At 51.1% G+C, this 25,270-nt stretch carries 19 protein-coding genes and 1 tRNA gene; 3 read left to right on the top strand and 17 right to left on the bottom strand.

Annotation, left to right across the window (positions count from 1 at the left end; translation table 11 throughout):
* Positions 1 to 85: 85 nt before the first annotated feature.
* From MO867_RS03030 to MO867_RS03010, 5 genes are read right to left on the bottom strand one after another with little or no spacing between them, the layout of a single operon-like run.
* Positions 86 to 1,099, bottom strand: coding sequence for a YhdH/YhfP family quinone oxidoreductase (locus MO867_RS03030; RefSeq protein ID WP_252464493.1), 1,014 nt, complete (start codon positions 1,097 to 1,099; stop codon positions 86 to 88).
* Positions 1,100 to 1,132: 33 nt separating this feature from the next.
* A complete protein-coding gene (gene sohB, locus MO867_RS03025; RefSeq protein WP_252464491.1) occupies positions 1,133 to 2,278 on the bottom strand; it encodes a protease SohB in 1,146 nt (381 codons plus the stop codon).
* A gap of 49 nt (positions 2,279 to 2,327) precedes the next feature.
* Positions 2,328 to 2,978 (bottom strand): cation/multidrug efflux pump, encoded by a 651-nt coding sequence (locus MO867_RS03020; protein ID WP_252464490.1) that lies wholly within the window; start codon positions 2,976 to 2,978, stop codon positions 2,328 to 2,330.
* Positions 2,979 to 3,026: 48 nt separating this feature from the next.
* Positions 3,027 to 3,839: an NAD(+) diphosphatase gene (nudC, locus tag MO867_RS03015; RefSeq protein WP_252464488.1), complete on the bottom strand. Its 813-nt coding sequence runs from the start codon at positions 3,837 to 3,839 to the stop codon at positions 3,027 to 3,029.
* A 14-nt stretch (positions 3,840 to 3,853) separates the two neighbouring features.
* Positions 3,854 to 5,560, bottom strand: a complete 1,707-nt coding sequence (locus MO867_RS03010; RefSeq protein WP_252464486.1) for a FimL-related protein — start codon at positions 5,558 to 5,560, stop codon at positions 3,854 to 3,856.
* Positions 5,561 to 5,940: 380 nt separating this feature from the next.
* On the opposite strand from MO867_RS03010, the gene nhaB reads away from it, so the two are divergent.
* Complete coding sequence (gene nhaB, locus MO867_RS03005; protein ID WP_252464553.1) at positions 5,941 to 7,476, top strand: sodium/proton antiporter NhaB; 1,536 nt, start codon at positions 5,941 to 5,943, stop codon at positions 7,474 to 7,476.
* 243 nt (positions 7,477 to 7,719) lie between these two features.
* On the opposite strand, the gene dnaQ is transcribed toward nhaB, so the two are convergent.
* From dnaQ to MO867_RS02990, 3 genes are read right to left on the bottom strand one after another with little or no spacing between them, the layout of a single operon-like run.
* On the bottom strand, positions 7,720 to 8,448 hold the full coding sequence (gene dnaQ, locus MO867_RS03000; RefSeq protein ID WP_252464484.1) for a DNA polymerase III subunit epsilon: 729 nt from the start codon (positions 8,446 to 8,448) through the stop codon (positions 7,720 to 7,722).
* A 14-nt stretch (positions 8,449 to 8,462) separates the two neighbouring features.
* Positions 8,463 to 8,900, bottom strand: coding sequence for a ribonuclease HI (rnhA, locus tag MO867_RS02995; RefSeq protein ID WP_252464482.1), 438 nt, complete (start codon positions 8,898 to 8,900; stop codon positions 8,463 to 8,465).
* 51 nt (positions 8,901 to 8,951) lie between these two features.
* Positions 8,952 to 9,740: a class I SAM-dependent methyltransferase gene (locus MO867_RS02990; protein WP_252464480.1), complete on the bottom strand. Its 789-nt coding sequence runs from the start codon at positions 9,738 to 9,740 to the stop codon at positions 8,952 to 8,954.
* Between the two features lie 134 nt (positions 9,741 to 9,874).
* Here MO867_RS02990 and gloB point away from each other — a divergent pair, with 134 nt between their 5' ends.
* Together gloB and MO867_RS02980 are read left to right on the top strand one after the other, a co-directional pair.
* Complete coding sequence (gene gloB / locus MO867_RS02985; protein WP_252464479.1) at positions 9,875 to 10,657, top strand: hydroxyacylglutathione hydrolase; 783 nt, start codon at positions 9,875 to 9,877, stop codon at positions 10,655 to 10,657.
* Between the two features lie 192 nt (positions 10,658 to 10,849).
* A complete protein-coding gene (locus MO867_RS02980; RefSeq protein ID WP_252464478.1) occupies positions 10,850 to 12,409 on the top strand; it encodes a LysM peptidoglycan-binding domain-containing protein in 1,560 nt (519 codons plus the stop codon).
* A 75-nt stretch (positions 12,410 to 12,484) separates the two neighbouring features.
* On the opposite strand, the gene MO867_RS02975 is transcribed toward MO867_RS02980, so the two are convergent.
* The 9 genes from MO867_RS02975 to fadB all read right to left on the bottom strand — a co-directional run bounded on the left by MO867_RS02975 (position 12,485) and on the right by fadB (position 25,078).
* Complete coding sequence (locus MO867_RS02975; protein WP_252464476.1) at positions 12,485 to 14,362, bottom strand: SurA N-terminal domain-containing protein; 1,878 nt, start codon at positions 14,360 to 14,362, stop codon at positions 12,485 to 12,487.
* A gap of 120 nt (positions 14,363 to 14,482) precedes the next feature.
* Positions 14,483 to 14,812, bottom strand: a complete 330-nt coding sequence (gene hbs / locus MO867_RS02970; RefSeq protein ID WP_256473716.1) for a non-specific DNA-binding protein Hbs — start codon at positions 14,810 to 14,812, stop codon at positions 14,483 to 14,485.
* Positions 14,813 to 15,011: 199 nt separating this feature from the next.
* Positions 15,012 to 17,417: an endopeptidase La gene (lon, locus tag MO867_RS02965; RefSeq protein ID WP_252464475.1), complete on the bottom strand. Its 2,406-nt coding sequence runs from the start codon at positions 17,415 to 17,417 to the stop codon at positions 15,012 to 15,014.
* A gap of 267 nt (positions 17,418 to 17,684) precedes the next feature.
* A complete protein-coding gene (gene clpX, locus MO867_RS02960) occupies positions 17,685 to 18,971 on the bottom strand; it encodes an ATP-dependent Clp protease ATP-binding subunit ClpX (protein WP_252464473.1) in 1,287 nt (428 codons plus the stop codon).
* Positions 18,972 to 19,130: 159 nt separating this feature from the next.
* A complete protein-coding gene (gene clpP, locus MO867_RS02955; RefSeq protein WP_252464472.1) occupies positions 19,131 to 19,772 on the bottom strand; it encodes an ATP-dependent Clp endopeptidase proteolytic subunit ClpP in 642 nt (213 codons plus the stop codon).
* 186 nt (positions 19,773 to 19,958) lie between these two features.
* Positions 19,959 to 21,272, bottom strand: coding sequence for a trigger factor (tig, locus tag MO867_RS02950; protein ID WP_252464470.1), 1,314 nt, complete (start codon positions 21,270 to 21,272; stop codon positions 19,959 to 19,961).
* A 190-nt stretch (positions 21,273 to 21,462) separates the two neighbouring features.
* Positions 21,463 to 21,547 (bottom strand) — tRNA-Leu (locus tag MO867_RS02945).
* Between the two features lie 187 nt (positions 21,548 to 21,734).
* Entirely contained in the window at positions 21,735 to 22,910 is a 1,176-nt protein-coding gene (fadA, locus tag MO867_RS02940; protein ID WP_252464469.1) for an acetyl-CoA C-acyltransferase FadA, read from the bottom strand.
* Between the two features lie 11 nt (positions 22,911 to 22,921).
* Complete coding sequence (fadB, locus tag MO867_RS02935) at positions 22,922 to 25,078, bottom strand: fatty acid oxidation complex subunit alpha FadB (RefSeq protein ID WP_252464468.1); 2,157 nt, start codon at positions 25,076 to 25,078, stop codon at positions 22,922 to 22,924.
* Positions 25,079 to 25,270: the final 192 nt, after the last annotated feature.

Genomic DNA, 25,270 nt, shown 5'->3' with positions numbered 1-25,270 from the left:
AAATACGTTTTTAAATAGCGAGGGCTCTTTGATATGGTGATATAAATCTATCAATTAGGTTTATTATTCTAAAATAAAGAACGCACTAGAGTGACATATCAACTACATAGCGGCCAATTCCATGGCCTCGATTCAGGCGAGCGAGGAATTCAGGGGCCTGCTCAAGGCCAATATTCTCAGCGATAATGCCGAGCTTGTTACCGATATACCATTGACCTGCAAGTTTTCTCCATATCTCCGCCTTTTTATCAATAGGCAAAACGGCACTGTCCACGCCCAGCAGACTGATACCTCGAAGTATAAAAGGGAACACATTGGCATGAAATTGCGCGCCTGAGGCCATTCCACAAGCGGCAACCCCTCCACCATAGCGGAGCGACTTGATGACATTAAACAGCGTCTCCCCGCCAACCGTATCTATCGCCCAGGCCCATAGCGGTTTTGCCATTGCCTTACTGGCAAAAGGTGCCAAGGTATCCCGGTCCAACACCTTCCAGGCCCCCAAACTAGCCAAATAATCTGCAGACTCAAGCTTTCCCGTGACTGCAGCAACGCGAAAACCAAGCTTGGCCAGCAAAGCAACGGCTATTGACCCTACACCACCGGTAGATCCCGTCACCACAACCTCGCCGTCTTCCGGCAATGCGCCTGACTCCAGCAGTTTTTCAACACATAGCGCTGCGGTAAATCCCGCTGTACCGAGAGCCATAGATTCCCATGCAGTTAACCCCTCAGGCAGCGGTAGGGCCCACTCCGAGGGTACTGCAATGCGCTCGGCCAGGCCGCCGGCAGTATTCATCCCCAGATCGTAGCCATTGACTAACAATTCAGCGCCGGGAATGAAGGTTTTAGTTCGGTCAAAAACCACTCTGCCCACAGCATCGATCCCGGGTGTGTGAGGATAATCGCTAGTGATGCCACGGTTACCAAAGGCAGAAAGTGAATCCTTAAAGTTAAGGGATGAATAACTGACATCGAGTAACAACGGGTTATCAGGAAGCTCTGAGAGGTAACGCTCAACTATAGATTGGTCGAACTTTCCCGAAGCCACTTCCCTAACCTGAATTGCACGAAACAGCTCATCCTTAACAATTTCCATGATTCACTCCACGCAACACTGTCAATTTTTTACTTATTGAGCTTGGTGTCGAAGAGCGGCCAAGCGGGAAAAGAGACGAGTGATTGCCGATTCCACACTGGCCTCAGCTGCCAGCCCTATTTTCTTCGCGATATTTTTCCGCTCTTTATACTCCACTTGATAAAGATCCGAATCCTGAGCGCAGCTCGTCAGGTATTCATCTGAGGTCATAAGCTCGTCAACCAGCCCCATGGTCAGCGCTTTTTGTCCAAACCATACCTCACCGGTGGCCACTTTATCTGTATCTAGTCCCGGTCGATATTCACCAACAAAATGCTGAAATAAAACATGAATTTCATTCAGGTCGTCTTGAAACTTCTGCTTACCTTCCTCTGTATTCTCTCCGAACATAGTAACTGTGCGCTTGTATTGACCAGCGGTAAACAGTTCATAATCTATATCGTTGCGCTTGAGCAAACGATTAAAATTGGGTATCTGGGCTAGAACTCCTATCGAGCCCAACATGGCGAAAGGTGCCGCTAGAATACGATCGGCAACGCAAGCCATCATGTAGCCGCCGCTCGCTGCTACCTTGTCAACAGCGATAGTCAATTGGATACCAGCGCTGCGAATACGGGTTAATTGACTGGCGGCAAGACCATAGTTTGCAACCATGCCACCAGGGCTTTCGAGACAGAGCAAGACCTCATCATCGGCCTTGGCCACTTGAAGAATAGCGGTGACCTCCTCGCGCAGATGAGAGAGAGCACTGGCTTTAATATCCCCATTAAACTGCATCACAAATACACGCTTACGCTCGGAGCTTGTTGCTGCGACGGCACTTTTTCCTTTGGCCTGCTCATCAGCCTGAGAGGCATTTTCAGAATTGTCAGAATTTTTCTCAGGCTTCTTTTTGGCTTCGGCTTTGTATTTTTTGGCCAGGGCCTTTTCCTGGGATTTTTTCTCTTTAGCCTGCTGTTTTTTGCGTTTGGCAAATTCGTGTTTGTCCATCACCACTTCAAGTAATGTTTCCTTGAACAGCTCATAACGGTCGTTGAGATGAGTAACTGTGATATGCCCTTGAACCCGCTCTTTGAGCTGCTCTCTATTTGCAAAAATAAAACCAATCAGCACCATCAAGGCTACGACGACCGTAACAATCTTCGCTAGAAACAGGCCGTATTCAATTAGAAATTCCACTTAAACTCCAGTTTGCCGTCTTAATTGCTTTTGTTAGTTTGATTTCACACTATTGCCAACCATCAAGGGCCGTGGTGGCCTGCTGATTGAGAGGGCGCGCCAACAAGCCACTTTGACTCATACGTACATCATAAACAGCCCCATCTTCCATGGGTAGGAAAGTCGCACTTCCATAAACTGCGTCAACAAAGGGCAACCTCTGCTCTATATTGCGTACAAATCGCCACACATCCACACCGTAATTGGCTCCACTTATCTCATGCACGGAACGCTCGCGAGTTCTCTCATCCTGCAGCGTCAGGTAACGACCGCTCAGCCGATCCAAGCGGTACGCAGGTTGGATACCCCAACGGGCCAAGGGCCCTTGCCACTTCAACATACGTGCATCCAATTGCCATTGATCGCCGAGCAATTCGAATTTTTGCGCTATTCCATCTTCATCTGCAAACTTTACTTCAAACTGTTGTTCAGTAATTTTGCGGAAGGATACCACTCCCACGCTGTGTTCTACTGCCAGGTTTCTGTAGCTGTAAACATCCGCCGCCACCAAGACAACCCATAGGGCAGCAGCAAAAAGCAAAAGCCCCATAGAACCGCGGAGAAAACCCAGGAACCAACTTCCCCCCAGCAGTACACGCGCCCCCCAAAATACGAACAATAAGGCCAAAATTGCTATAAAAAAAGTAATAGCTATGTACATATTAATTTCAACTCCCTGATACTACCTGACCTCTATGAACTCAGCCGGCTAACGACGTTTCGCTGCCACCATCTCGGCAAAAGTATGAATCAAACGACCGGACAGGGTTTGCACCGGGGGTATGGCCGGCAGGGAGAGATAGTGAAACCACTCCGCCTCTTCAATTTCATTCGGATCGAGGCACAAGTCCCCGCCTTGCCACTCCGCCAAATACCCTATCATCAGTTGCCCGGGAAAAGGCCAGGACTGACTACCAACGTATTTAAGCTCCCCCACACTCAGGCCTACCTCCTCTTGTACCTCACGTGCCAGCGCCTGCTCCGCACTCTCACCAGGCTCAATAAACCCAGCCAAAGCGGTATACATTGCGTTACGGTGAGACGCATGACGAGCCAAAAGACATTCTTGCCCTCTGGTTACCAGCATGATTACACAGGGAGAGATTCGAGGGTAAACGGTGAGATCACAGGCGGAGCAAGTGCGAGCGCGATCACTGGGGTGATAAATTGTTGGTGTGCCACAGCGGCCACAAAACTGGTGCTGACCATCCCAGTGGGATATCTGCAGTGCGCGCCCCGCCAGTGCAAATAGAGACTCTTCAACCCGCGTGAGCAAACTGCGTAAGTTGCGCCACTCGTATCCGACAATTTCAATCTGTCGAGAAACAACATGCACGCCGCAGGCTTGACCACTCAACTCCCCCAAGTAATGGCTGGACCGAACGGCTTCAGAGGCCAAGACCTCGGTATTATGTAAAAAAAGATCGTCACGGCAGAGTATCAGCCCCTCAGCAATAATAATATGCTGCGCAAACTCTGGGACGGCCCAAACATTCCCTGCTGGGACAAATCTGTCGGCCAAGTGGCTCTCCTTAATTACGCTGCCTCTACCGGGTAGCCGAGAGCGGCCAAACTTTCTACTGCCAAACTCAGAGACTGAATATCTGTCTGCCGGTGCAATTTAACCTCTCCAAGATAGTACTCGAGGCTGATAATGGCATCGGCAAAAATATCCAGCGATTGCTCAACTTCGGGGCCGGCATCATGCCGCTCAATGACCCTCTCGACAAAACTCAACAGCCCCTCGACCACCGACGCCGCACGGCTGAGATTGAGAACAATCAAACCTCCGCGCACAGAGTTCAATGTGGTCGAAACATTACGAATATGACCATGATCAAAATCTGACTCAGCATAGGCCGCCAAAGCTCTCTTGATCAGAGCCAAGCCTGCCTCCGCCTCCTTGAGCACAGCGACTTCTGCTTCAGCCAACTGACTGTGCTCAAATGCGATGTCCGCATGACCATATTCGTCCAAGTCGATCGAGGTGCTCTGCTTGAGCGCCCGAATAGTGCTGTCCACCATGAGTACCTGGCCGGTCAATTTCTGTAGTGCATTATCAGCAATAGAGCCGCCGGCACCAGCGGCACTTTGGTATTCGGCCACTGCAGTTCGCAAACTTTCTCCTACCCGCTTGAAATTGAGCATTTGCAAAGTGCCGGCAACTTTTTGCAGAGATGACCCCAGGCCATCTTCATCCCCAAGACTGGAGACTCCGATCAACTCAACATCATCCAGCATCCGGCGCACCCCCGATAGCTCATCTTCAAGAGCATTAGCCACCGCAGTAATCGCCGTAGCTCCGGGACCACCAAGACTAGTACGCTCGCGCTCAAGCTCCTCCTCGCTGTAATCCAGAGGTTCAGCAGAGAAGGCCTCCAATAATTTTGCTCCAAAACCTTCCGGGCGTGAGAGGGCTAGCCAGTAAATACACTCCTTCAGCAAAATTGGCGGCGCGGGTTGATCCAATGCCGTATCACATTCTTTCTGCAAAGCCCGCAACCAGCGATCAAACATGCTAAAAACCATCACTCGCGAACGGCTGATGCGCATTTCCCGGGTCGCCATACCAGCAAGAGCAGCACCTGCTACCACCCATAAACGGCCATTTGGGCGGCCCATGGTGATGCTCGCGATTCGCTCAAGAGCCCGTGACATCATGGTGTAGGCGGGACTACGAGGTTTGCCGCGCAACAGAGCCAGTAAACCGACCTGGTACATATGACGAAAACGGCGCACAAAACTTTTCAAATCTTCGGACATTACTGCAGAGGCGCCAGTTCCTGGTACGCTGGCGTCTAAATTACAACGGAAAAAGTGGCTTTCAGGCACTGGAGGCTGCGAACGCGCGGCCCGCAAATTATTGATGTAGGGGATTAGCAATTCCGGGCGGGCAATCGCGCGGCTCTGTACAAAGTCCAGATAGCGCCCCATCACATAGAAGCCCATCCCTAACGCCTCCATCAACTCCTCGGAAGCCTGTTGACGCTCCTCTAAAACCTCAGTCAGTGCTTTAATTTTTTCTTGGGCGAGGAGTTCGGCAGCGTGTAATTGAACCATCTGTAACACCCCGCTCACCTGCCTAAGTGCCATTAAGCATTGTTCAAGAGGCTGCTTTTGAGCGATATCCGCAGCAAATTTATCCAAATGCGATGCGGCATTATCTATGGTAGCTACCAACTCATCCTTCACTACATTGACAGAAGTGATATTGATCTTGCGCAATTCAGTCTTTGCCTGCACCGCTGCACTCTTCCTATATTCGAACAAAAAACAACCAGATCGGGATGATACTGGCCTTATAAAGGGCAATTTACCCCAATATCTAAAAGAGTCCACCTTTCGGCAAACAATTTCCACCGAATAATCGACAAATCAACTGCCCACAACCCGGAACCCCCTAAATTACTTGAATTTTCCGGAAAACCCAGTAGCGTTTGCTACTTTCAAGTTTAAAGCTGTACTTTTTTTGTGTTATCGAACAAAAACCAATCGATCAGTACACAATAAACCCGGGGAAGCACCGCTGCGATATTGCATTCAAGTAGCCATTTCGCACATACCGCTTGATTCCCAAGATTCCATTTTGACCCACCTTGATGGGTTAACCAGGGAAGTAAATGATGAACACCTACAACAATACAATGGCCACTTCCGGCAATGGCTTTGGTCGGGCCTTTGCCGAGAATTTTTTAGGCGAAGCGCCAGATTGGTACAAATTAACCATTGCCGCCTTTCTACTCCTCAACCCACTGGTACTCTATGTCAGTGGACCTTTCGTAACAGGCTGGGTACTTATTGGGGAGTTTATTTTTACACTGGCCATGGCTCTTAAGTGCTACCCACTGCAACCTGGCGGACTGCTCGCAATCGAAGCCGTCCTGATGGGAATGACAAGCACTGATGCGGTGTATCACGAAGTCGTAGAGAACATTGAAGTTATCCTGCTTCTTATGTTTATGGTGGCAGGCATTTACTTTATGAAGAGCCTGCTACTGTTTGTGTTCACTAAAATTCTGCTCAATGTGAACTCTAAAATACTGCTATCAATGTTATTTTGTGCAGTGGCTGCAGTTCTCTCCGCCTTTTTGGATGCCTTGACTGTTACTGCCGTACTTATCGCTGTGGCGGTTGGATTTTACTCTGTTTATCATCGGGTCGCCTCTCAGCAATCCCACCATCACCACGACCATGACCACTCCAACGATGAGCAGGTTGTAGAGTATCATCGGGAGGATCTGGATCAGTTCAGGGCCTACCTGCGCAGCCTGATAATGCACGGTGCCATTGGCACCGCTCTCGGTGGCGTCTGTACCCTGGTTGGCGAACCTCAAAACCTTCTGATTGCAGAGAAGGCTGGATGGGAGTTTGTCCAATTCTTTCTACAGATGGCCCCAGTCACTATCCCAACTCTTTTTGCTGGACTAGCTACCTGCGCCCTTCTGGAAAAAATAAAACTGTTTGGCTACGGTGCTCAATTGCCCGTCGCGGTTCGCGAAGTGCTGGTCAAATTCTCAAAGGAAGAAGAAAAAAAGCGCACTTCCGCACAAATTGCCGAACTTTGGGTTCAGGGTATCGTGGCCTTGCTCCTGGTGCTGGCGCTGGCATTTCACGTTGCCGAAGTAGGCATTATTGGCCTAATGATTATTGTACTGCTGACTTCTTTTAACGGCATCGTCCAAGAAGCGCGCATCGGCCACGCATTTGAGGAAGCTCTCCCCTTTACGGCATTGCTGGTGGTTTTCTTCGCGATTGTTGCGGTTATTCATCAGCAACATCTTTTTGAGCCAGTAACCAATTTCGTACTCTCACAAAAACCAGAGCAGCAACCCGGATTACTTTTCCTGGCTAACGGTATTTTGTCGATGATCAGCGATAACGTATTTGTGGCGACTGTTTATATCAATGAAATCAAAGCAGCCCTCACCGCCGGTGACATCACCAGAGAGCATTTCGACAAGTTGGCCATCGCCATTAACACCGGGACAAACCTGCCCAGCGTTGCTACCCCCAATGGCCAGGCTGCGTTTCTATTCCTGCTGACATCGGCCCTTGCCCCCTTGATACGCTTGTCTTACGGCCGCATGGTTATTATGGCTCTGCCTTACACCATAGTCCTGAGTATTGTGGCTCTGATTTGCGTGGTGTATGCGATCTAGAGAAAGGTAAGCAAAAGAAAGTCCTGGGTGGGGGGGAGGCAACCCCAGTCGCACCCAGGGCGTGGTTTGGCAGGCAGCTGAATCAATGTTTTTCGAGGGCCTGATAACATAGGCAAAGATATTCAGGCCGTAGATCAAGCCTTTGGGCGCTCGATCTGTATTGAAGGGTTTGTGGGCATGGACAGTAAAACAGGCTGATAAAGACCCGACAAGGCCATTGCCAGCAACCTGTTAGCGCAGCCACTACCAGAAGTGCTTACCCGCAGACTTTTCCAGCAGTTCCAGCATAGATTGGTGAGCCTCCCTCTCCAGTGGAGTAGCCCGGGGCACAACAAGGGGTTTTCTGCTAGCAGCCAACCGGCGAATAGCCGTAGTAGCCACCTCGCTCTGTGCCTTCTCACCGTCTTCACCGCCCTGCCCGTCGCTACCTTGAGCCAGAACCAAATCGGTCTGACCACCGGTCATCATCAAGTAGACGTCGGAGAGAATCTCCGCATCCAACAAGGCCCCGTGCAAATCCCGCTGTGAGTTATCTACGAAATAACGCTTACACAACGCATCGAGGTTATTCTTCTGTCCCGGGTGCTTCCCCCGTGCAAGTGCCAGGGTATCAAGCACGCTGCAGTGAGCGCTCACACTGCGCCAACGCGGACTACCCAATAACCTTAATTCGGCATTAATAAACCCAACATCAAAAGGCGCATTATGAATAACAAGCTCAGCCCCTTCACAAAAGCTCATAAAGTCATCGGCGATTTGAGCAAATACCGGCTTGTCAACGAGAAATTCATTGGTAATCCCATGAACTTCCATTGCACCATCTTCAACCTGTCGTTGCGGGTTGATGTACTGGTGGTAATGTCTTCCGGTCAGCTTGCGGTTAACCAGCTCTACGCATCCGATTTCAATAATTCTATGGCCGCTTTTCGGGTCGAGACCTGTGGTCTCAGTATCGAGAACTACCTGTCGCACTATGTATTTCCCCTTCAGGATTCCAGTTCATCAACACCGCGGTTTGCCAGCTGATCGGCCCTCTCATTGCCCGGGTGGCCCGCATGCCCTTTCACCCAGTGCCATTGCACTTCATGAGAGCCAATACTCTCATCCAGCTGCCGCCATAGATCCGCATTCTTGACGGGTTTCTTACTGGCTGTCTTCCAGCCATTCTTCTTCCAATTATTAATCCAGCCGGTGATACCCTGCCGCAAGTATTGTGAGTCGGTATGGAGGTCAATGTTACAGGGCTGCTTCAATGCCTCTAGTGCCTTTATCGCAGCGAGTAATTCCATACGGTTATTGGTGGTATGAGACTCTCCACCAAATAGTTCTTTCTCCGTATCACCATAAACCAAAAGAGCACCCCAGCCCCCCGGGCCTGGGTTTCCGCGACAAGCGCCATCTGTGTAGATAGTAATTTGTTTCAAAACTAACGCCAAAAATAGAAATTGGACCGACCCCCGGGGCTCCCGGTGAAATCAGCGTTTTTGATGTCTCCCGCGCGCAGCAACGCGGGGACTCGAAGGGGTGGCGATCAGAGAGGGCTTTCTCTCAGTACGCCAGTTAATTTTAATAGTGCGAACACGCGCCACTTCTTTGCGCGCGACTATGATGTAAAAGCCCCCCCAAGGCAAGTGCAAGCGGGAGCCCAGACGTTCCATCCAGGCGGTCTTGGAGAGAAGGTCCTGCTGCTGTAAAGGCAGGCGGAAGAACCCCCTATCAACCCTGCCTGCCTGCAAATCGAGCAAATTCATCCAGTCAGCGACACGCGCTGCGCGCAGCTGATTACCACGTTGATAAACCCCCCTGGAAAATAAAAACCGGGACAGACCGAGCATGGAAAACGGATTGAAACCGATCAACAACATATGACCCCCAGGTATTAATACCCTTGCCGCTTCTCGCAACACCTGATGAGGGTGGCTGGCGAAATCCAGGAGATGATGTAGCAGCACCACATCGATTGACTCTGATGGTAGAGGCAACTGTTCGAATTCTACGATCGCAGCTCCACCCTGCTCTTGACTGGCCCCCAGACGGAAACGGTGATTGATCCTACTGGAAGCAGCAAAGTCCACTTTTTGGGTGACACTGGCCTGAAGCAGGTGATAGCCGAAAAAGCCTTCGATCATTGGTTGAGCGAGTGCCAATTGCTGAGAGAGTATTTCTTCTCCCAAAGCACTCGAGAACCAGTGGGACAGCGCTGGACAGGCCTTCCCCAGAGGAGATAACTCTTCTTCACTCGCGGACCTGAACTTACCGGTCATCGTATCTCCTAAGTCAATTTGACTGAGCCGCTCCAATTCTACACTCAGGCAAGCGCGCTTTCTTAACCCCAACCCATACCACGCCATACCTTACATGATATTGTTCTCCCAACCAGCAAGAAGACACGTCGATTATGCTTTCCATTACGCCAATACCAGCCTTCAATGACAACTACATTTGGCACCTGCAGGAAGGCGGGCAACATTGGGTCGTCGACCCGGGTGATTTCACTCCCGTGGAGCGAGCCCTGAAGGGAAAAAAGTTGTCGGGCATCCTCATCACCCATCACCATCTCGATCATACCGGCGGTATCGATGCCCTCTATCAGCGATATCAATGCCCGGTCTACGGCCCGCGAGGCATTGCTGGAATCACACATCCACTTGCCGATGGAGACTCCGTGAAAGTCCTCGGCATGTCCCTCACCGTGCAGGCTGTTCCAGGCCACACTCTAGACCACCTAGCTTTTGTTTTGAATGAAACCACAGCCAGCACCGAGGAACAATTACACCTATTTTGTGGTGACACCCTTTTTGCGGCTGGTTGTGGGCGACTATTCGAAGGTACACCTGAACAGATGTACCTCTCGCTGTTAAAACTCAGTAAACTGCCACCTTCAACCCACGTTTACTGCACCCATGAATATACCCTTGCCAATCTGAGGTTTGCGCAAACTGTGGAAGCAACAAATCCTATAATTGCTGAAAGAATCGCTCACTGTGAAAAATTAAGAGCTGACAACAAGGCGACTCTGCCATCTACGATTGGACTGGAGCTCGATAGCAACCCCTTCTTGCGCTGTCACCTTCCACAAATCGCAAAAAGCGTTGCTGCCCATGGCGCGCACAGCAAGCAGCAGAGAGACAGTGCTGTGAATGTTTTTGCCGGCCTGCGCGGCTGGAAAGATCAGTGCTGAACAACGAACTTCACCAGCGCCGTTAAGTTAGCAGGTGACAAATTGTCTGTTTTTCACCCAGCCACATTGACCGAAACTAATTAGCTTAATTAGAATCAAAGACTATCTATCAAATGCTTGGCGCGTTCATTAATAATAGTTCTGGTATGCGCCAGGGACAGGAATTACAAAAAAGACTCGCGGATATCTAACATGGTTCACAAGAATTTTGCCGTAGCGTTGTTAGCGGCTACGGTTGGAGCCTGCTCACAACTCCCAGAACAAGGTTCAGCGCCGGAAAGTGAAAACATCCAAGCGGAGGAAATTTCTCCCGCGAGCGATCCTGCTGCCAAAAGCCACGAACCTGCTGAAGCGCCCCCCACACCCGTTGATATTTGGGGTCGCCTGCACCAAGGATTCGCACTTGACCACCGTACTAGCGACCCCAAGGTAAAGGAATATATTGCCTACTTTGCCCGAAATGAAGGCTATATGGCGCGAGTAACTGAGCGCTCACGCCGCTATATTTTTCATGTGACCGAGCAGCTGGAGCAAGCAAACCTGCCCCTCGAGTTGGCCCTACTGCCGATAGTGGAAAGTGCCTACGATCCGTTCGCCTACTCTCATGCACGTGCATCCGGTATGTGGCAATTTATACCCGCCACTGGCCGCTCATTCGGTCTTCAGCAAAACTGGTGGTATGACGGCCGACGGGATGTCCATGAATCCACCCAAGCTGCGGTGAAATATTTCAACTATCTCCACGATCGCTTTGACGGGGACTGGGAGCTGGCGCTAGCGGCATATAATGCCGGGGAAGGCACAGTGCGCAGGGCCGTGGAACGAAACCGTCGCAAAGGTCTTGGCACCAGTTACTGGGACCTCAAGCTTCCCAGGGAAACTAAAAGCTACATTCCCCAATTGCTGGCTCTGGCTGAAGTTGTCTCACGTCCCGACCACTACAAGATCCCTCTGCACGATGTCGCCAATGAGCCCTATTACGCTCGCGTTGATGTCGGTAGCCAAATAGACCTGGCTCAAGCAGCAGATCTCGCCGAAATCGAAATCGAAGAGCTTTACCTGCTCAATCCGGGCTACAACCGCTGGGCAACAGACCCGAACGGCAACCATAAGCTGCTCATACCAGTGGGGACCCAGGAAAAATTCGAGAGTGCTTTAGAGCAACTACCCAAAGAGCAGAGAGTTAGCTGGCAGCGCTATAAAATCGCACGGGGAGATACCCTGTCTACGATTGCGCGCCGCTATCAGACAACCGTGGATGCGATACGCGAGACCAATAAACTCCGCAACAATAGTATCCGCGCTGGTAGCACCCTGCTAATCCCCAGCGCATCGGGACCTGCGGGCCAATATGCCTACGCTCTCGACCAACGTGTTAAGAAGCGCCAATCCTCTGGGCGCGGCGAAAAAGTCAATTATACGGTTCGCCCTGGAGACAGCCTTTGGGTTATCTCCCGCAAGCTCAATGTGAGTGTGCGGCAATTGGCCAGCTGGAACAGTATGGCACCGGCGGACACCCTACGTCCTGGGCGAACCCTCGTTGCCTACAGCGGCTCTCCAGCAACAGAGAACAGCCGCACCAGGCGCAAAGTGTCTTACCGGGTTCGCAGCGGCGATTCACTTTATCGAATCGCCAATAAATTCAGTATCGAAATTAGTGACATTTTGCGCTGGAACAAAATCAGCAAGTCAAAGTACTTGCAACCCGGCCAACATCTCACGCTTTTTGTAGACAGTGCCAATAGGAGCTAGCAGCTTTTCTCTCAGCACCAATAAAAAAACCCGGCTGCTGCCGGGTTTTTTTATTTCCTAAAGAGTGGAAATTATTTATTCAGCTGAGGACTCCAGGTCAACTTTGGCCTGATCAGACAAGAAGCGCTGAATCGCAGCCAACTCAGCACCACCATTGACAGAAGCCAGCTGTTGCATCAGCGCCTGGCGCTGCTCTTTGCTCTGCTGGGACAACTGTCCGGGGCGCACCCCACGTAAGTCGAGTACAACCAAGTCGCCATTAGTCGTGGCAAAAGTTGTCAGTTCCTCGGAGCCTGTAGCCGGAGCAGGCAGTGAAAACGCCTTTGCGTTGATCTCTCCACGCTGTGCGAATCCACCGCGACGGGTCTTCTCGCTGGTCTCAAGAGTCAGCCCCTCTTGCCCGGCAAGTTCTGCAAAGCTACCACCAGCAGAAAACTTCTCTTTAAATGCTTCCGCTTGCTTGGCCAACTGTTCACTTGCTTTATCGCGCTTCAGTCGCGCTACGATTTGCTGGCGAACCTCTTCCAGCGGATAGGTACCTGCCGGCTTGGAATCAGTAACTCGCAATACCACTGAATGCTCATTATTCAGGTTGATCACATCAGAGGTATTTCCATCTTCCTTTACTTCCGCAGAGAAAGCAGCTTCTACCACCTGGCCATTGGACAACACCCCTGAGCCACTCTGACGCGAGAAAAGGCCTTCGACCTTTAGGGGAACGCCCAAGGCTTCTGCTGGCTCTGCCAGGCTGTCCGCGTTATAGGCCAAGTCTGCCAAGCGAGTCAGGGCATCCACAAATTCACGTTCAGCTACCGCCGCACGCAATTGATCCTCAATGGCCGCTTGTCGCTCCTCAAAGCTCGGGGCCTTACTCTCTTCGACTTCGAGCAACTTGATAAAATGTGTACCACTGTCGGTAGTAACAGGCACAGACACTTGCCCTACCTCAAGGGATGCCAGAGCCCTCTCAAAGGCTTCAGGGAATACATCGCCCTCGGTATAGCCCAGATCACCGCCCTCATCCGAGGAGCCGACATCTTGTGAGTAAGTCTTGGCCAGCTCAGCAAAATCCTCACCCGCATCTATTTTACTTTGAACTTCAGTAACTTTATCTGCATCCTCAAGCAGGATATGCGCGGCTCGACGACGAAGCTCTGAAGAAAACCCCTTTAACTCCTGCGCGTATTGAGCACGCACGTCGCCTTCAGAGATATCAACGTTGTTCGCAAAAACTTGCGGTGTAAGCTCAATATACTCAACAGCTACCTGCTCCGGTCGCTGGTACTGCCCTTGGTTTTCTTGGTAGTACTGCTCAACTTCCGTATCACTGACTTCTACTTCAGCCAGCATGCCTTCAACGGGCATCACCACATAATCAAAGTCACGCTCCTCCATAGAGGCTGCAACGATTTGCTCTGCATCAGCCTGAGTTGTAAAAGCGCTTTCAACAACACTATTAGCGTATTGCTGCAAGGCCAAATCATTTTCCATAATCTGGCGGAAACCTGTAGCGCTATAACCCATACGACGCAAGGCATCACGGTACATTTGCGGATCAAAACTTCCGTTTACCTGGAAGGCAGGAATTTCCACAATGGCTTTATCGACGGCTACTGAACTCATCACCATTCCACTCTCTTGTGCCGCCTGGCGCATCACTGAGCTGGAGATAAGTTGACGTAGCACCGGCTCACGCAATTGCTCGTCGCTAATTAAATCAACCGGGACATCTTCACCGTACTGACTAATGATCATATTCCGGCGATTTTGAATTGCGCGCTGCAAATCCAGATTTGTTATTTTCTCGCCATTAACCTCGGCCACCGCATCGGTAGCACCTCCACTGGCACCGGTAAAGAAATCAACTCCCCCGATGACCATAATAAAACCAAAAAAGGCTGCGACAATGATCGCAGCTGTCCCTTTCAGGTTGTCACGCATGGACTGAAGCATGCTCAGCTCCGAAATTTAGTTTTAATTAATTGCTACCAGATACAAAAAAGGCGTATCCCAACTGACACGCCTCCTTGACACTCGGACTCTTTTTACAAAGTCTCAAAGCCCACTGAAATTTTAGTTGACCGCGTCTTTCAGGGCTTTACCAGCCTTGAAGTTAGGAATCTTCGCTGCTGCGATTTCAATTGGATCGCCCGTGCGGGGGTTGCGGCCTGTCCGAGCGGCACGCTCTTTTACTGCAAAAGTGCCGAATCCTACGAGGGCAACCTGATCACCTTTCTTAAGAGCATCAGTGATGCTATCAACCATTGCGTCCAAAGCACGGCCAGCAGCTGCTTTCGGAATATCTGCAGATGCGGCAATCGCTTCAATCAGTTCGGACTTATTCACGCTTAATCCCTCTGTTCTTTTTAAATATGCTTCGGGCGCCTCATGGAAGACACCCATACTTTTAAATTTTTTAGCCGTCGGCAATTTACGCGCCGGGCAATAAGCCCCGTTTTATACCAACTGCCCAGTAGCGGGTCAAGGAACCATGCGGGTTTCCAAGCAGTTGCATACTTTTTAGGCAGCGCAGATTAAATTAACGGCGAAGTTTTGGCCTTGCAACTTGTTACGGGACGACAAAAGCCGCCCCGCACAAGAATCAGTGAGTCTGGATTGAGCGCTGAGAACGTTCCTCTGCCTGCTTCTGCAGGGCAGAATACTCTTCGTCAGACAGGGATTCGGGCTTATGCTCAAGCGCCAGCTCAAGCACCTGATCAATCCATTTTACCGGCTTAACCACTAAGTCCTGGAGGATGTTTTCAGGGATATCCTTCAAGTCTCGCTCGTTATCAGCAGGTATCAGTACGGTTTTTATACCGCCCCGATGCGCCGCCAACAACTTCTCCTTGAGACCACCAATTCGCAGAACTTCTCCCCGAAGAGTGATTTCTCCGGTCATCGCTACATCTGAGCGAACAGGAATATCTGTCAGAACCGACACCAAGGCCGTACACATGGCAATACCCGCCGATGGGCCATCCTTAGGTGTGGCGCCCTCTGGTACGTGGATATGTATATCACGGGTTTCATGGAAGTCTGGACCTATTCCAAGCGCCTGAGAGCGTGAGCGGACCACGGTTAGCGCAGCCTGGATGGACTCTTGCATCACATCGCCGAGAGACCCAGTTTTGATCATGCGTCCTTTACCTGGTACAGCAGAAGCTTCGATATTAAGAAGCTCACCACCTACTTCAGTCCAGGCAAGACCAGTAACAATGCCGATTTTATCCTCATCTTCGGCGCGGCCGAAGTCAAACTTGCGCACACCCAAAAGCTCTTCCAGCTGTTCCGGCTGGATTACGGCTTTTTGTTCCGAAGGATTACGAACATGCTCTGTAACAACTTTACGACAGATTTTTGCAATTTCCCGATCAACCCCACGCACCCCGGCTTCACGAGTGTAGTAACGCACGATGTCGCGGATACTATCATCGGAAAGCTCCAGCTCATTTTCCTTGAGACCGTTGGCCTTGCGCTGTTTGGGTACCAGATAGCGCTGGGCAATATTCAGTTTCTCGTCCTCGGTATAACCAGGGATTCGAATGACTTCCATGCGGTCGAGCAGCGGGCCGGGAATATTCATTGAGTTGGAGGTGCAAACAAACATTACATCGGACAGATCGTAATCCACTTCCAGGTAATGATCGTTGAAGGTTTTGTTTTGCTCCGGATCCAAAACCTCCAGTAACGCTGATGCCGGATCCCCACGCTGATCCATACCCATCTTATCCACTTCATCAAGCAGGAACAGCGGGTTTTTAACTCCAACTTTGGAGATCTTCTGAACCAACTTACCGGGTAGAGAACCGATATAGGTACGTCGGTGCCCACGAATTTCAGCCTCGTCGCGCACGCCACCCAGAGCCATACGAACATACTGTCGATTGGTAGCTCGGGCAATGGATTGACCGAGTGATGTCTTACCAACCCCAGGGGGGCCGACAAGACATAGAATCGGACCTTTTACCTTTTTTACCCGCTTCTGAACAGCGAGGTACTCAAGAATGCGCTCTTTAACTTCCTCCAGACCGTAATGCTCTTTTTCAAGAATTTCTTCGGCCTTCTGCAGGTCATGCCTTACTCTGCTGGCTTTTTTCCAGGGCAAACTCAACATCCAATCAATGTAGCTGCGTAAAACCGAGGCTTCTGCAGACATTGGAGACATCATTTTCAATTTGCCAAGTTCGGCGCGGGTTTTCTTTTCCGCTTCCGCACTCATACCAGAATCGGCGATCTTGTTTTCTAGCTCTTCTATTTCGTTGGGCTCTTCAGTGATTTCACCCAGCTCCTTCTGAATCGCCTTCATCTGCTCATTCAAATAGTATTCGCGCTGACTCTTTTCCATCTGCTTCTTCACGCGGCCACGAATCCGTTTCTCAACCTGAATCAGGTCGATCTCAGCATCCATCAGACCCAGCAAATGTTCGAGACGCTCCTTGACGCTAGTCGTCTCAAGAAGCTCCTGCTTCTGTGCCAACTCCAGGGACATGTGAGCAGAAATCGTATCCGCCAAACGCCCCGGTTCATCAATGCCCGATAGGGAGGTAATCACCTCGTTGGGCACCTTCTTACTCACAGACACGTATTGCTCGAACTGGGACATTACGGAACGCACCAAAGCGTCCGCCTCTCCTTCGGGCAGTTCTACGGTTTGCAATGATTCTACCGTAGCCTCAAAGTGATTTTCTCTCTCCATCACTTCGAGAATGTTCACGCGCTCCCCCCCCTCAACGAGTACTTTGACCGTACCATCGGGAAGTTTGAGCAGCTGCAAAACACTGGCAATAGTGCCAATCCGATAAATATCATCAGCACCCGGATCATCCTCAGATGCCTTTCTCTGCGCCACAAGCAGTACTTGCTTATCACGGCGCATGGCTTCTTCCAGTGCCTCAATGGACTTTTCCCTACCAACGAACAGCGGGATCACCATATGGGGGTAAACAACAACATCGCGCAATGGCAACAACGGATATTCAAGTGTGGTGTCGGATGACTGATCCATAGAACTCCTCTCGGCCCTATCACTGGGTATTTGGCGCGGCATCATGCTGCTGTTGGAATTGACAGCTTAATCTGGGCCACCGCCCTTCAGATGCTAGTAATGGGGGGGAAGGGCCCGAAATACAAGTCTAATCTCACGACCAATTTGTGCCGAGTTCGCAGCGCTAATCAGGCCAGAAATGCCCAGACAGGCAGTTGCACGCCAAAGTAATCAGGAAATGCTATAAAAAAAGCCCCAATAATGGGGCCTTTCAGGAGGGGCTATAGGCTATTCTTCCGGCGCAGCCTTCTGTGGTTGAGACTCACTCTCATACACCAGAAGCGGAGCTGATTCACCCTTGATGACCGCGTCGTCAATGACCACCTTCACCACGTTATCGCTAGAAGGGATGTCGTACATGGTTTCCAGCAATACGGACTCCATGATTGAACGCAGACCTCGGGCTCCGGTTTTTCGCTCCATTGCCCTGATAGCAACTGCATCAAGTGCATCCGGGCGGAAATCCAGCTCGACATCCTCCATCTCAAAAAGCTTCGCATACTGCTTAGTCAAAGCATTTCGCGGTTCGGTAAGAATCTGTACCAGGGCCTCACGGTCAAGCTCTTCCAGGGTCGCAGTAACCGGCAAGCGGCCTACGAATTCCGGAATCAAACCGTAACGGACCAAATCTTCAGGCTCCAGATCGCGGAGGATCTCGCCAAAATTACTGGCACCGTCTTTTGATTTAACCTCGGCATTAAAGCCAATTCCACCCTTCTCTGAGCGATCGCGGATCACCTTGTCGAGACCGGCGAAAGCGCCGCCGCAGATAAACAGGATGTTAGAGGTATCGACCTGCAGGAATTCCTGCTGAGGATGCTTGCGCCCCCCTTGAGGAGGCACAGAAGCAACGGTACCCTCAATCAGCTTCAGGAGGGCCTGCTGCACACCTTCGCCAGATACATCCCGAGTGATTGACGGATTATCGGACTTGCGTGAAATCTTATCGATCTCATCGATATAAACGATGCCCTGCTGGGCTTTTTCTACATCGTAATCACACTTCTGCAGAAGCTTCTGGATGATATTCTCAACATCTTCGCCCACATAACCCGCTTCGGTGAGCGTGGTCGCATCGGCAATGGTGAAGGGCACATTCAGCAGGCGCGCCAAAGTTTCAGCCAGGAGCGTTTTACCGCTACCGGTAGGGCCAACTAGCAAAATATTAGACTTGCTAAGCTCTACTTCGTCCTTACTTTTTACTCCGGCCTTAGTACGTAACCGCTTGTAATGATTGTAAACAGCAACAGCCAGCACACGCTTGGCCCTTTCCTGCCCAATTACATATTGATCGAGGATCTCAGTAATCTCTCGGGGTGTTGGCAGACGCCCTTCAGGCCCCTCCGCAGTCTCCTGCACCTCTTCACGAATAATGTCAGTGCAAAGCTCGACACACTCATCGCAGATAAAGACTGACGGCCCAGCGATTAACTTCCGCACTTCCTGCTGGCTTTTACCACAGAAAGAGCAGTACAGCAGTTTTCCGCTGTCTTCTCCGCTGCTTTTGTCGGTCATCAAAATACTCCGTCGTCACTGGCCGGCCAGGGCCTAAAAATTCAGCTTATCCAGCAAGATGCTGCCTTTTGGCATGATTTTCAAGCCCCTACGAAAGCCAGCACCAAAAAAACTAACTTTCGAAAAAACCGCCTTTAGCAATTTTTTTTGTCGCAGAATCTACTTATCGAGCGCCTGTCGACGCGACAGTACATCGTCGACCAAGCCGTACTCTTTGGCCTCATCTGCGTTCATAAAGTTATCGCGTTCAGTGTCTCTCTCAATATCACTGACTGGACGTCCAGAATGATGCGCCATCAATTCATTTAAACGATGGCGGATTTTGAGAATTTCCTGCGCGTGAATATGAATATCACTCGCCTGTCCCTGAGCTCCACCACTTGGCTGGTGAATCATTACACGGGAATTGGGCGTCACAAAGCGCTTACCCTCCGCCCCGGCAGTCAAAAGAAACGCCCCCATACTACAAGCCTGCCCAATACACATAGTGCTGACATCCGGCTTGATAAATTGCATGGTGTCATAAATTGACATACCCGCCGTGACAGACCCCCCAGGGGAGTTGATATACAGGTGGATATCCTTATCGGGGTTCTCAGCTTCAAGAAACAGCAGCTGAGCAACCACCAGGTTAGCCATATGATCTTCTACCGGCCCAACCAGGAAAATCACACGCTCTTTCAGGAGGCGGGAGTAAATATCAAAGGAACGCTCACCTCGAGCGGTTTGCTCCACCACCATGGGAACTAAACCGGATGCTGAGGGCTCCATCGAAGCTTTTGGAAAATCGATTCGTGCCATAGGTACCATTGCTTCCTTTTGTGGCGTATTCGGCAGGCCAGCGAACAGACATCAAATGCCTATGCTGAAATTTGGTTTTCAGAGCTTAACCGGTCAGACAGGAGAAAGCCAGCCGGTAAAAAGGAAGGAGATGTAGAGGTGCCCAACTGAGCGAGCACGCCTCTACACCTGATAGAAGCGAGGAAATCAGCTTTGTTTTTGCGGCTTAATCACTTCATCGTAGCTGCTTTCAACTTCTGAAAGCTTGGCAGCACTGAGAACGTGATCCACAACCTGATCTTCAAGCACAACAGACTCAACACCAGACAGTAATTCGCGATTGCTGTAGTAATAATCAACAACTTCCTGCGGCTGCTGGTAAGTTGAAGCCAGCTCTTCAACTTTTACTTTGACCCGGTCGGCATCGACAGAAATTTCATTCTGCTTGACGATTTCACCCACGACCAGCCCAAGAACAACACGGCGCTTAGCCTGCTCTTCAAACATGGTATCAGGGAGCATACGCTCTGCGTCTTCGGCCTTAATTTGTCCACCGAACTGCTGAACCATTTGGCCGCGCAGGGTGGTCACTTCACTGGCAACCAGCGCTGAAGGCAACTCTACCGGGTGCTTTTCGAACAACTGGTCCATGATCTGAGTCTTGACCTTGTTCAGGGCAGCATTTTTCAGTTCGCGCTGCATGTTGTTACGAACTTCTTCGTGGAACGTCTCTTCACCACCTTCCTGAACACCGTAAGCCTTAAAGAACTCTTCGTTCAGCTCGGGCAGTTCAGGCTTCTCTGAAGAGATCACCTTAATATTAAAAGTAACCGCAGCGCCGCGAAGCTCCTCAGCCTGATAATCTTCAGGGAAGGTCAGGTCCAAATCTTTTTCTTCGCCGGGCTTCATGCCCAGGATGCCATCTTCAAAACCGGGGATCATCTGGCCGGAATCGAGTACCAACTGGTGCCCTTCAGCTTTGCCGCCCTCAAACTCCTCGCCATCTTTACGGCCCAAGAAGTCGATAACAACACGGTCACCCTTTTGCGCTTTGCGCTTGGTCTCTTTCCAGGATGACTGCTGCTTACGCAGAACGTCGATCATGTTTTTGACGTCAGCATCAGTAACTTCTGCAACCGGGCGCTCTACCGCAACTTCGGCTAGATCGGCGAGCTCAACTTCAGGATAAACTTCGAAGGTAGCGATATACTCGAGGTTCTCACCAGCTCCAGCTTGCTTGGCCTCAATGCTCGGCTGGCCAGCAGGTTTTACTTGTTCTTTCTGAACCGCCTCATAGAAAGATCGGCTCATAACCTCACCCAACACTTCCTGACGAACACCGGCACCAAAGCGCTGGCGAACAACTTTCATGGGCACCTTACCTTTACGGAAGCCGTTGACGCGGACAGTCTTAGCAGCCTGCTGAAGGCGCTTATCCACTTCTTTATCGACGATTTCCGCCGGTAAATTAACTGTTAAACGACGCTCCAGACCGGAAGTAGTTTCGATGGAAACCTGCATGTTTATCCTCGTGAGACTATCTCTTTTTATCGCGCCGCAGCGCCAACGAATACCGGGCGCCGGGACTCGGCCGGCAGCCTCGTTTGGCAGCGCCGCATCAGCTCTAAGTGACTGCGGGCTCATGCCAAATACAAGAAGCCCGCACTTACCCCTTCAGGGCAAGCCATGCGGACTCCTGAGTTTTTTGATTTGGTGGGGACGGGGAGACTCGAACTCCCACACCTTTCGGCACCAGAACCTAAATCTGGCGTGTCTACCAATTTCACCACGTCCCCAAACCGGCCCTATCGCTAACTCTTTGATATTTAAGCGCTTTCGCACCCTTTAAAGAGTCCATCGCGACAAGGGGTGCAGATTGTGCCACAGCATTTTGAGGGCTTCAATACTTTACTGGGCACATTCCTCACAAAATAAAAAAAGGCGCCGCGAAGGCGCCCTTTTCGGGGGGCAAAAATAAAAAATCTAGACCCGCTCTACAACAGTAGTAATGCCCTGCCCCAAGCCAATACACATTGTGGACACACCCAGGTTGCCGCCTTCATTTTGCATAACGCTCAGAAGGGTACCCGTGATACGTACACCGGAACAACCAAAGGGGTGACCCAAGGCGATGGCGCCACCGTACAGGTTGACCTTCTCATCCATCTTGTCCAGCAGATCGAGGTCTTTAAGCACTGGCAACGCCTGCGCCGCAAAAGCCTCATTCAGCTCAACCTTATCGATATCTCCAGTAGTCAGACCCGCCCTCTTAAGCGCCTTCTTGGTAGAGGGCACAGGACCATAGCCCATGATAGACGGATCAACACCTGCCAACGCCATTTCCTTCACGCGGGCAATTGGGGTCATACCCAGTGCCTGAGCCCGCTCAGCAGACATCACCAACATGACAGAAGCCCCGTCGGTAATCTGGGAGGAGGTGCCTGCAGTTACCTGGCCATGCTTTGGATCAAATGCCGGTCTCAGCTGAGCTAAGCCTTCGACAGTAGTATCCGGTCGAATAGTTTGATCAGTCTCGACCAGTAAGGGGACGCCGTCATCGTCGTGACCTTCAATGGCGATTATTTCGCGATTGAATTTACCCGCTTTGGTAGCCTCGGCCGCACACTGGTGAGAGCGTGCCCCAAATTCATCCATCTGTTGGCGCTGGATGCCGTGCATCATTGCCAAGTATTCAGCCGTCATGCCCATGGAGCCAGCGGCCTTGGCCATGTAACGACCCAGCATCGGATTGGGGCTAACGTGTTCCATCATATTCAAGTGACCCATATGCTCGACGCCACCCACAACATACACGTCGCCTACGCCAGCCTGAATGTTGGCCGCAGCGGTATGCAGGGAAGACATGGAGGAACCACACAGACGGTTCACGGTTTGCGCCGGAATAGTGTGCGGAAGGCCGGCACGCAACAGGATAAAACGAGCTACGTTAAAGCCCTGCTCGTCGCGCTGCATGACACAACCCCAAATGAGATCGTCGATCTCAGCGGGATCCAGCTTTTCATTGCGCTGCAGGAATTTTTTCAGCAGCTCTGCGGACATATCGTCGGCGCGAACATGGCGATAAACACCATTTTTCGAGCGACCCATCGCCGTGCGCGCGTAGTCGACGATTACGGCATCTCTAGGATTTAAACTCATCGCTATTCTCCTTACTTGTCGCCGTAGTAGGTTTTGCCACTTGCGGCCATTTCACGCATGCGATCGGTCGGCTTATAAAGCTCACCCAGGTCGGCATACTTATCGGCAATTTTCACAAATTCATCCAGGCCAATATTATCCAGCCAAGCGAAAATACCGCCGCGGAACGGTGGGAAACCAATACCATAGATAAGGGCCATATCAGCTTCAGCCGGGGAGTCGACGATACCCTCTTCCAGGCAGCGAGCCAGCTCAGTTGCCATCGGCACCATCATGCGCTCGATGATCTCGTCTTTCTCGAACTCACAACGCTCTGCGACATGCGGTTTGAGCAATTCATAGGACTCTTCAGTAGCCACCTTCTTCGGCCGCCCTTTCTTGTCCTGCTCGTAGCTGTAGAAGCCCTTACCGTTTTTCTGGCCGTAACGACCCGCCTTGTACATCACGTCGGACGCCGCGGTGAAGGTTTTACCCATACGTTCTGGGAAGCCTTCAGCCATTACCCCCTCAGCATGAACACCGGTATCAATACCAACAACGTCCATCAGGTAGGCGGGACCCATCGGCCAACCCCAGCGCTCCATAACCTTATCGACAGCCTGGAAGTCAGCGCCATCACGTACCAGCATTGAGAAGCCGGCAAAATAAGGGAAGAGTACGCGGTTTACCAAAAATCCTGGGCAGTCGCGCACAACGATAGCCTTTTTGCCCATCTTGTTTGCATAAGCGACAACACGAGCCACAGCGAAGTCAGAAGTCTTCTCACCTCGAATCACCTCTACCAGCGGCATTTTGTGCACCGGGTTAAAGAAGTGCATTCCCAGGAAGTTTTCCGGGCGAGAAAGCGGCTCAGCCAGGTGATTAATAGAAATAGTAGAGGTGTTGGAAGCGATTACAGTATCTTCGCTCACCTTGGTTTCTACTTCTTTAAGCACCGCATGCTTTACTTTCGGGTTTTCGACGACGGCTTCCACAATAACGTCGATATCGCCGAAATCATCGTAGCTCAGGGTAGGCTCAATACGGTTGAGCACTTCACCCATTTTTACTGGAGTCAGGCGCTTGCGATCAACCAACTTGGATAGCAGCTTGTTCGCTTCATCCAGACCAAGGTCGATACCCTTCTGGTCGATATCCTTCATCTTGATCGGAGTGCCTTTATAGGCTGACTGGTAAGCGATACCGCCGCCCATAATACCAGCGCCCAGCACTGCCGCGCGTTCAATGGGCTTGTCGACTTTCTTTTCCCAACCCTTGGCAACTTTACCAATCGCCTGATCCGCAAGGAACAGCCCCACCAATGATTTGGCGGTGCCCGTCTGGGCACAGAAGACAAACTTCTCCTGCTCGATTTTCAGCGCCTCATCGCGGGTCAGCTTATAACCCTGCTCAATAGACTCTACTGCGGCAACGGGAGACGGGTAGTTCTTACCCGCTTGCTGACCTACAAATGCCTTGGTAGTAAAGAAGGCCATCAGGGCTTCGGTATCATTCAGCGGAATTGGAGATTTCTTAGTCTCGCGGCTGATTTTGTAATCCAGCTCACCACTGATCGCGCGCTCCAGCAACTTGATAGCCGCGTCTTTGAGCTTATCCGTAGGCACTACGGTATCGACGGCGTGCGCCTCCAGCGCGGCGGCCGGCTTCTGCTCTTTACCGGCAGCAATCCACTCAACTGCAACATCAACACCCACAACCCGCGGCAGTCGCACAGTACCACCCCAACCAGGGATAAGGCCCAGTTTGACTTCAGGCAAGCCAACTTTGGCTTCCTCGCCCATCAGGCGGAAATCACAGCCCAGGCACACTTCAAAGCCACCGCCCAGCGCGTAGCCATTGATGGCTACTGCGGTCGGTACCGGCAGGTCTTCCAAGCGGCTGATATTTTCGTTGTTCTGATTCATCAAATCAGCAACGCCCTCAGCACCTACGGAGAAAGCATCACCAAATTCGGTAATATCAGCACCAACAATAAAGACGCTTTTACCGCTGGTCAGCAGCACGCCTTTTACGCCATCGGCTGCTTCAATAGCATCCAGCGCTTGAGAAAATTCAGAAACCGTCTGACGGTTAAACTTATTGACGGATTCGCCTTGCAGGTCGAATTTGAGCTCGGCGATGCCGTTATCCAGCATCTGTACCGTGAGCGCTTTGCCACTAAATAACATTGATTGACCTCTTTTATTCTGGGCCCCAATCCTGGACCCGGGGTCGGAATTTTTGTGCAACCATAGGCCGCCCCGCAGGGTGCGGTGACACTTGGGCCCAATATGGTCAGCCGTAGTATAGCCAGATTCAAACGATTGTTTGAATACTATTTCTTACAAATGGAGTGGCACCAGGGGTGCCAAAGTACAGGA

The sequence above is a fragment of the Microbulbifer okhotskensis genome (assembly GCF_023895975.1).
Taxonomy (GTDB): Bacteria; Pseudomonadota; Gammaproteobacteria; order Pseudomonadales; family Cellvibrionaceae; genus Microbulbifer; species Microbulbifer okhotskensis.
The sequence above is the reverse complement of the archived record's forward strand: the minus strand, read 5'-3'. Positions and strand labels throughout refer to the sequence as shown.

What these genes read in the sequence shown, in the direction of transcription:
- MO867_RS03030 (WP_252464493.1), bottom strand. Translation starts at nt 1,099, where the DNA reads ATGGAAATTGTTAAGGATGAGCTGTTTCGTGCAATTCAGGTTAGGGAA.
- MO867_RS03020 (WP_252464490.1), bottom strand. Translation starts at nt 2,978, where the DNA reads ATGTACATAGCTATTACTTTTTTTATAGCAATTTTGGCCTTATTGTTC.
- nhaB (WP_252464553.1), top strand. Translation starts at nt 5,941, where the DNA reads ATGAACACCTACAACAATACAATGGCCACTTCCGGCAATGGCTTTGGT.
- MO867_RS02990 (WP_252464480.1), bottom strand. Translation starts at nt 9,740, where the DNA reads ATGACCGGTAAGTTCAGGTCCGCGAGTGAAGAAGAGTTATCTCCTCTG.
- gloB (WP_252464479.1), top strand. Translation starts at nt 9,875, where the DNA reads ATGCTTTCCATTACGCCAATACCAGCCTTCAATGACAACTACATTTGG.
- MO867_RS02980 (WP_252464478.1), top strand. Translation starts at nt 10,850, where the DNA reads ATGGTTCACAAGAATTTTGCCGTAGCGTTGTTAGCGGCTACGGTTGGA.
- MO867_RS02975 (WP_252464476.1), bottom strand. Translation starts at nt 14,362, where the DNA reads ATGCTTCAGTCCATGCGTGACAACCTGAAAGGGACAGCTGCGATCATT.
- hbs (WP_256473716.1), bottom strand. Translation starts at nt 14,812, where the DNA reads ATGGGTGTCTTCCATGAGGCGCCCGAAGCATATTTAAAAAGAACAGAG.
- lon (WP_252464475.1), bottom strand. Translation starts at nt 17,417, where the DNA reads ATGGATCAGTCATCCGACACCACACTTGAATATCCGTTGTTGCCATTG.
- clpX (WP_252464473.1), bottom strand. Translation starts at nt 18,971, where the DNA reads ATGACCGACAAAAGCAGCGGAGAAGACAGCGGAAAACTGCTGTACTGC.
- clpP (WP_252464472.1), bottom strand. Translation starts at nt 19,772, where the DNA reads ATGGCACGAATCGATTTTCCAAAAGCTTCGATGGAGCCCTCAGCATCC.
- tig (WP_252464470.1), bottom strand. Translation starts at nt 21,272, where the DNA reads ATGCAGGTTTCCATCGAAACTACTTCCGGTCTGGAGCGTCGTTTAACA.
- fadA (WP_252464469.1), bottom strand. Translation starts at nt 22,910, where the DNA reads ATGAGTTTAAATCCTAGAGATGCCGTAATCGTCGACTACGCGCGCACG.
- fadB (WP_252464468.1), bottom strand. Translation starts at nt 25,078, where the DNA reads ATGTTATTTAGTGGCAAAGCGCTCACGGTACAGATGCTGGATAACGGC.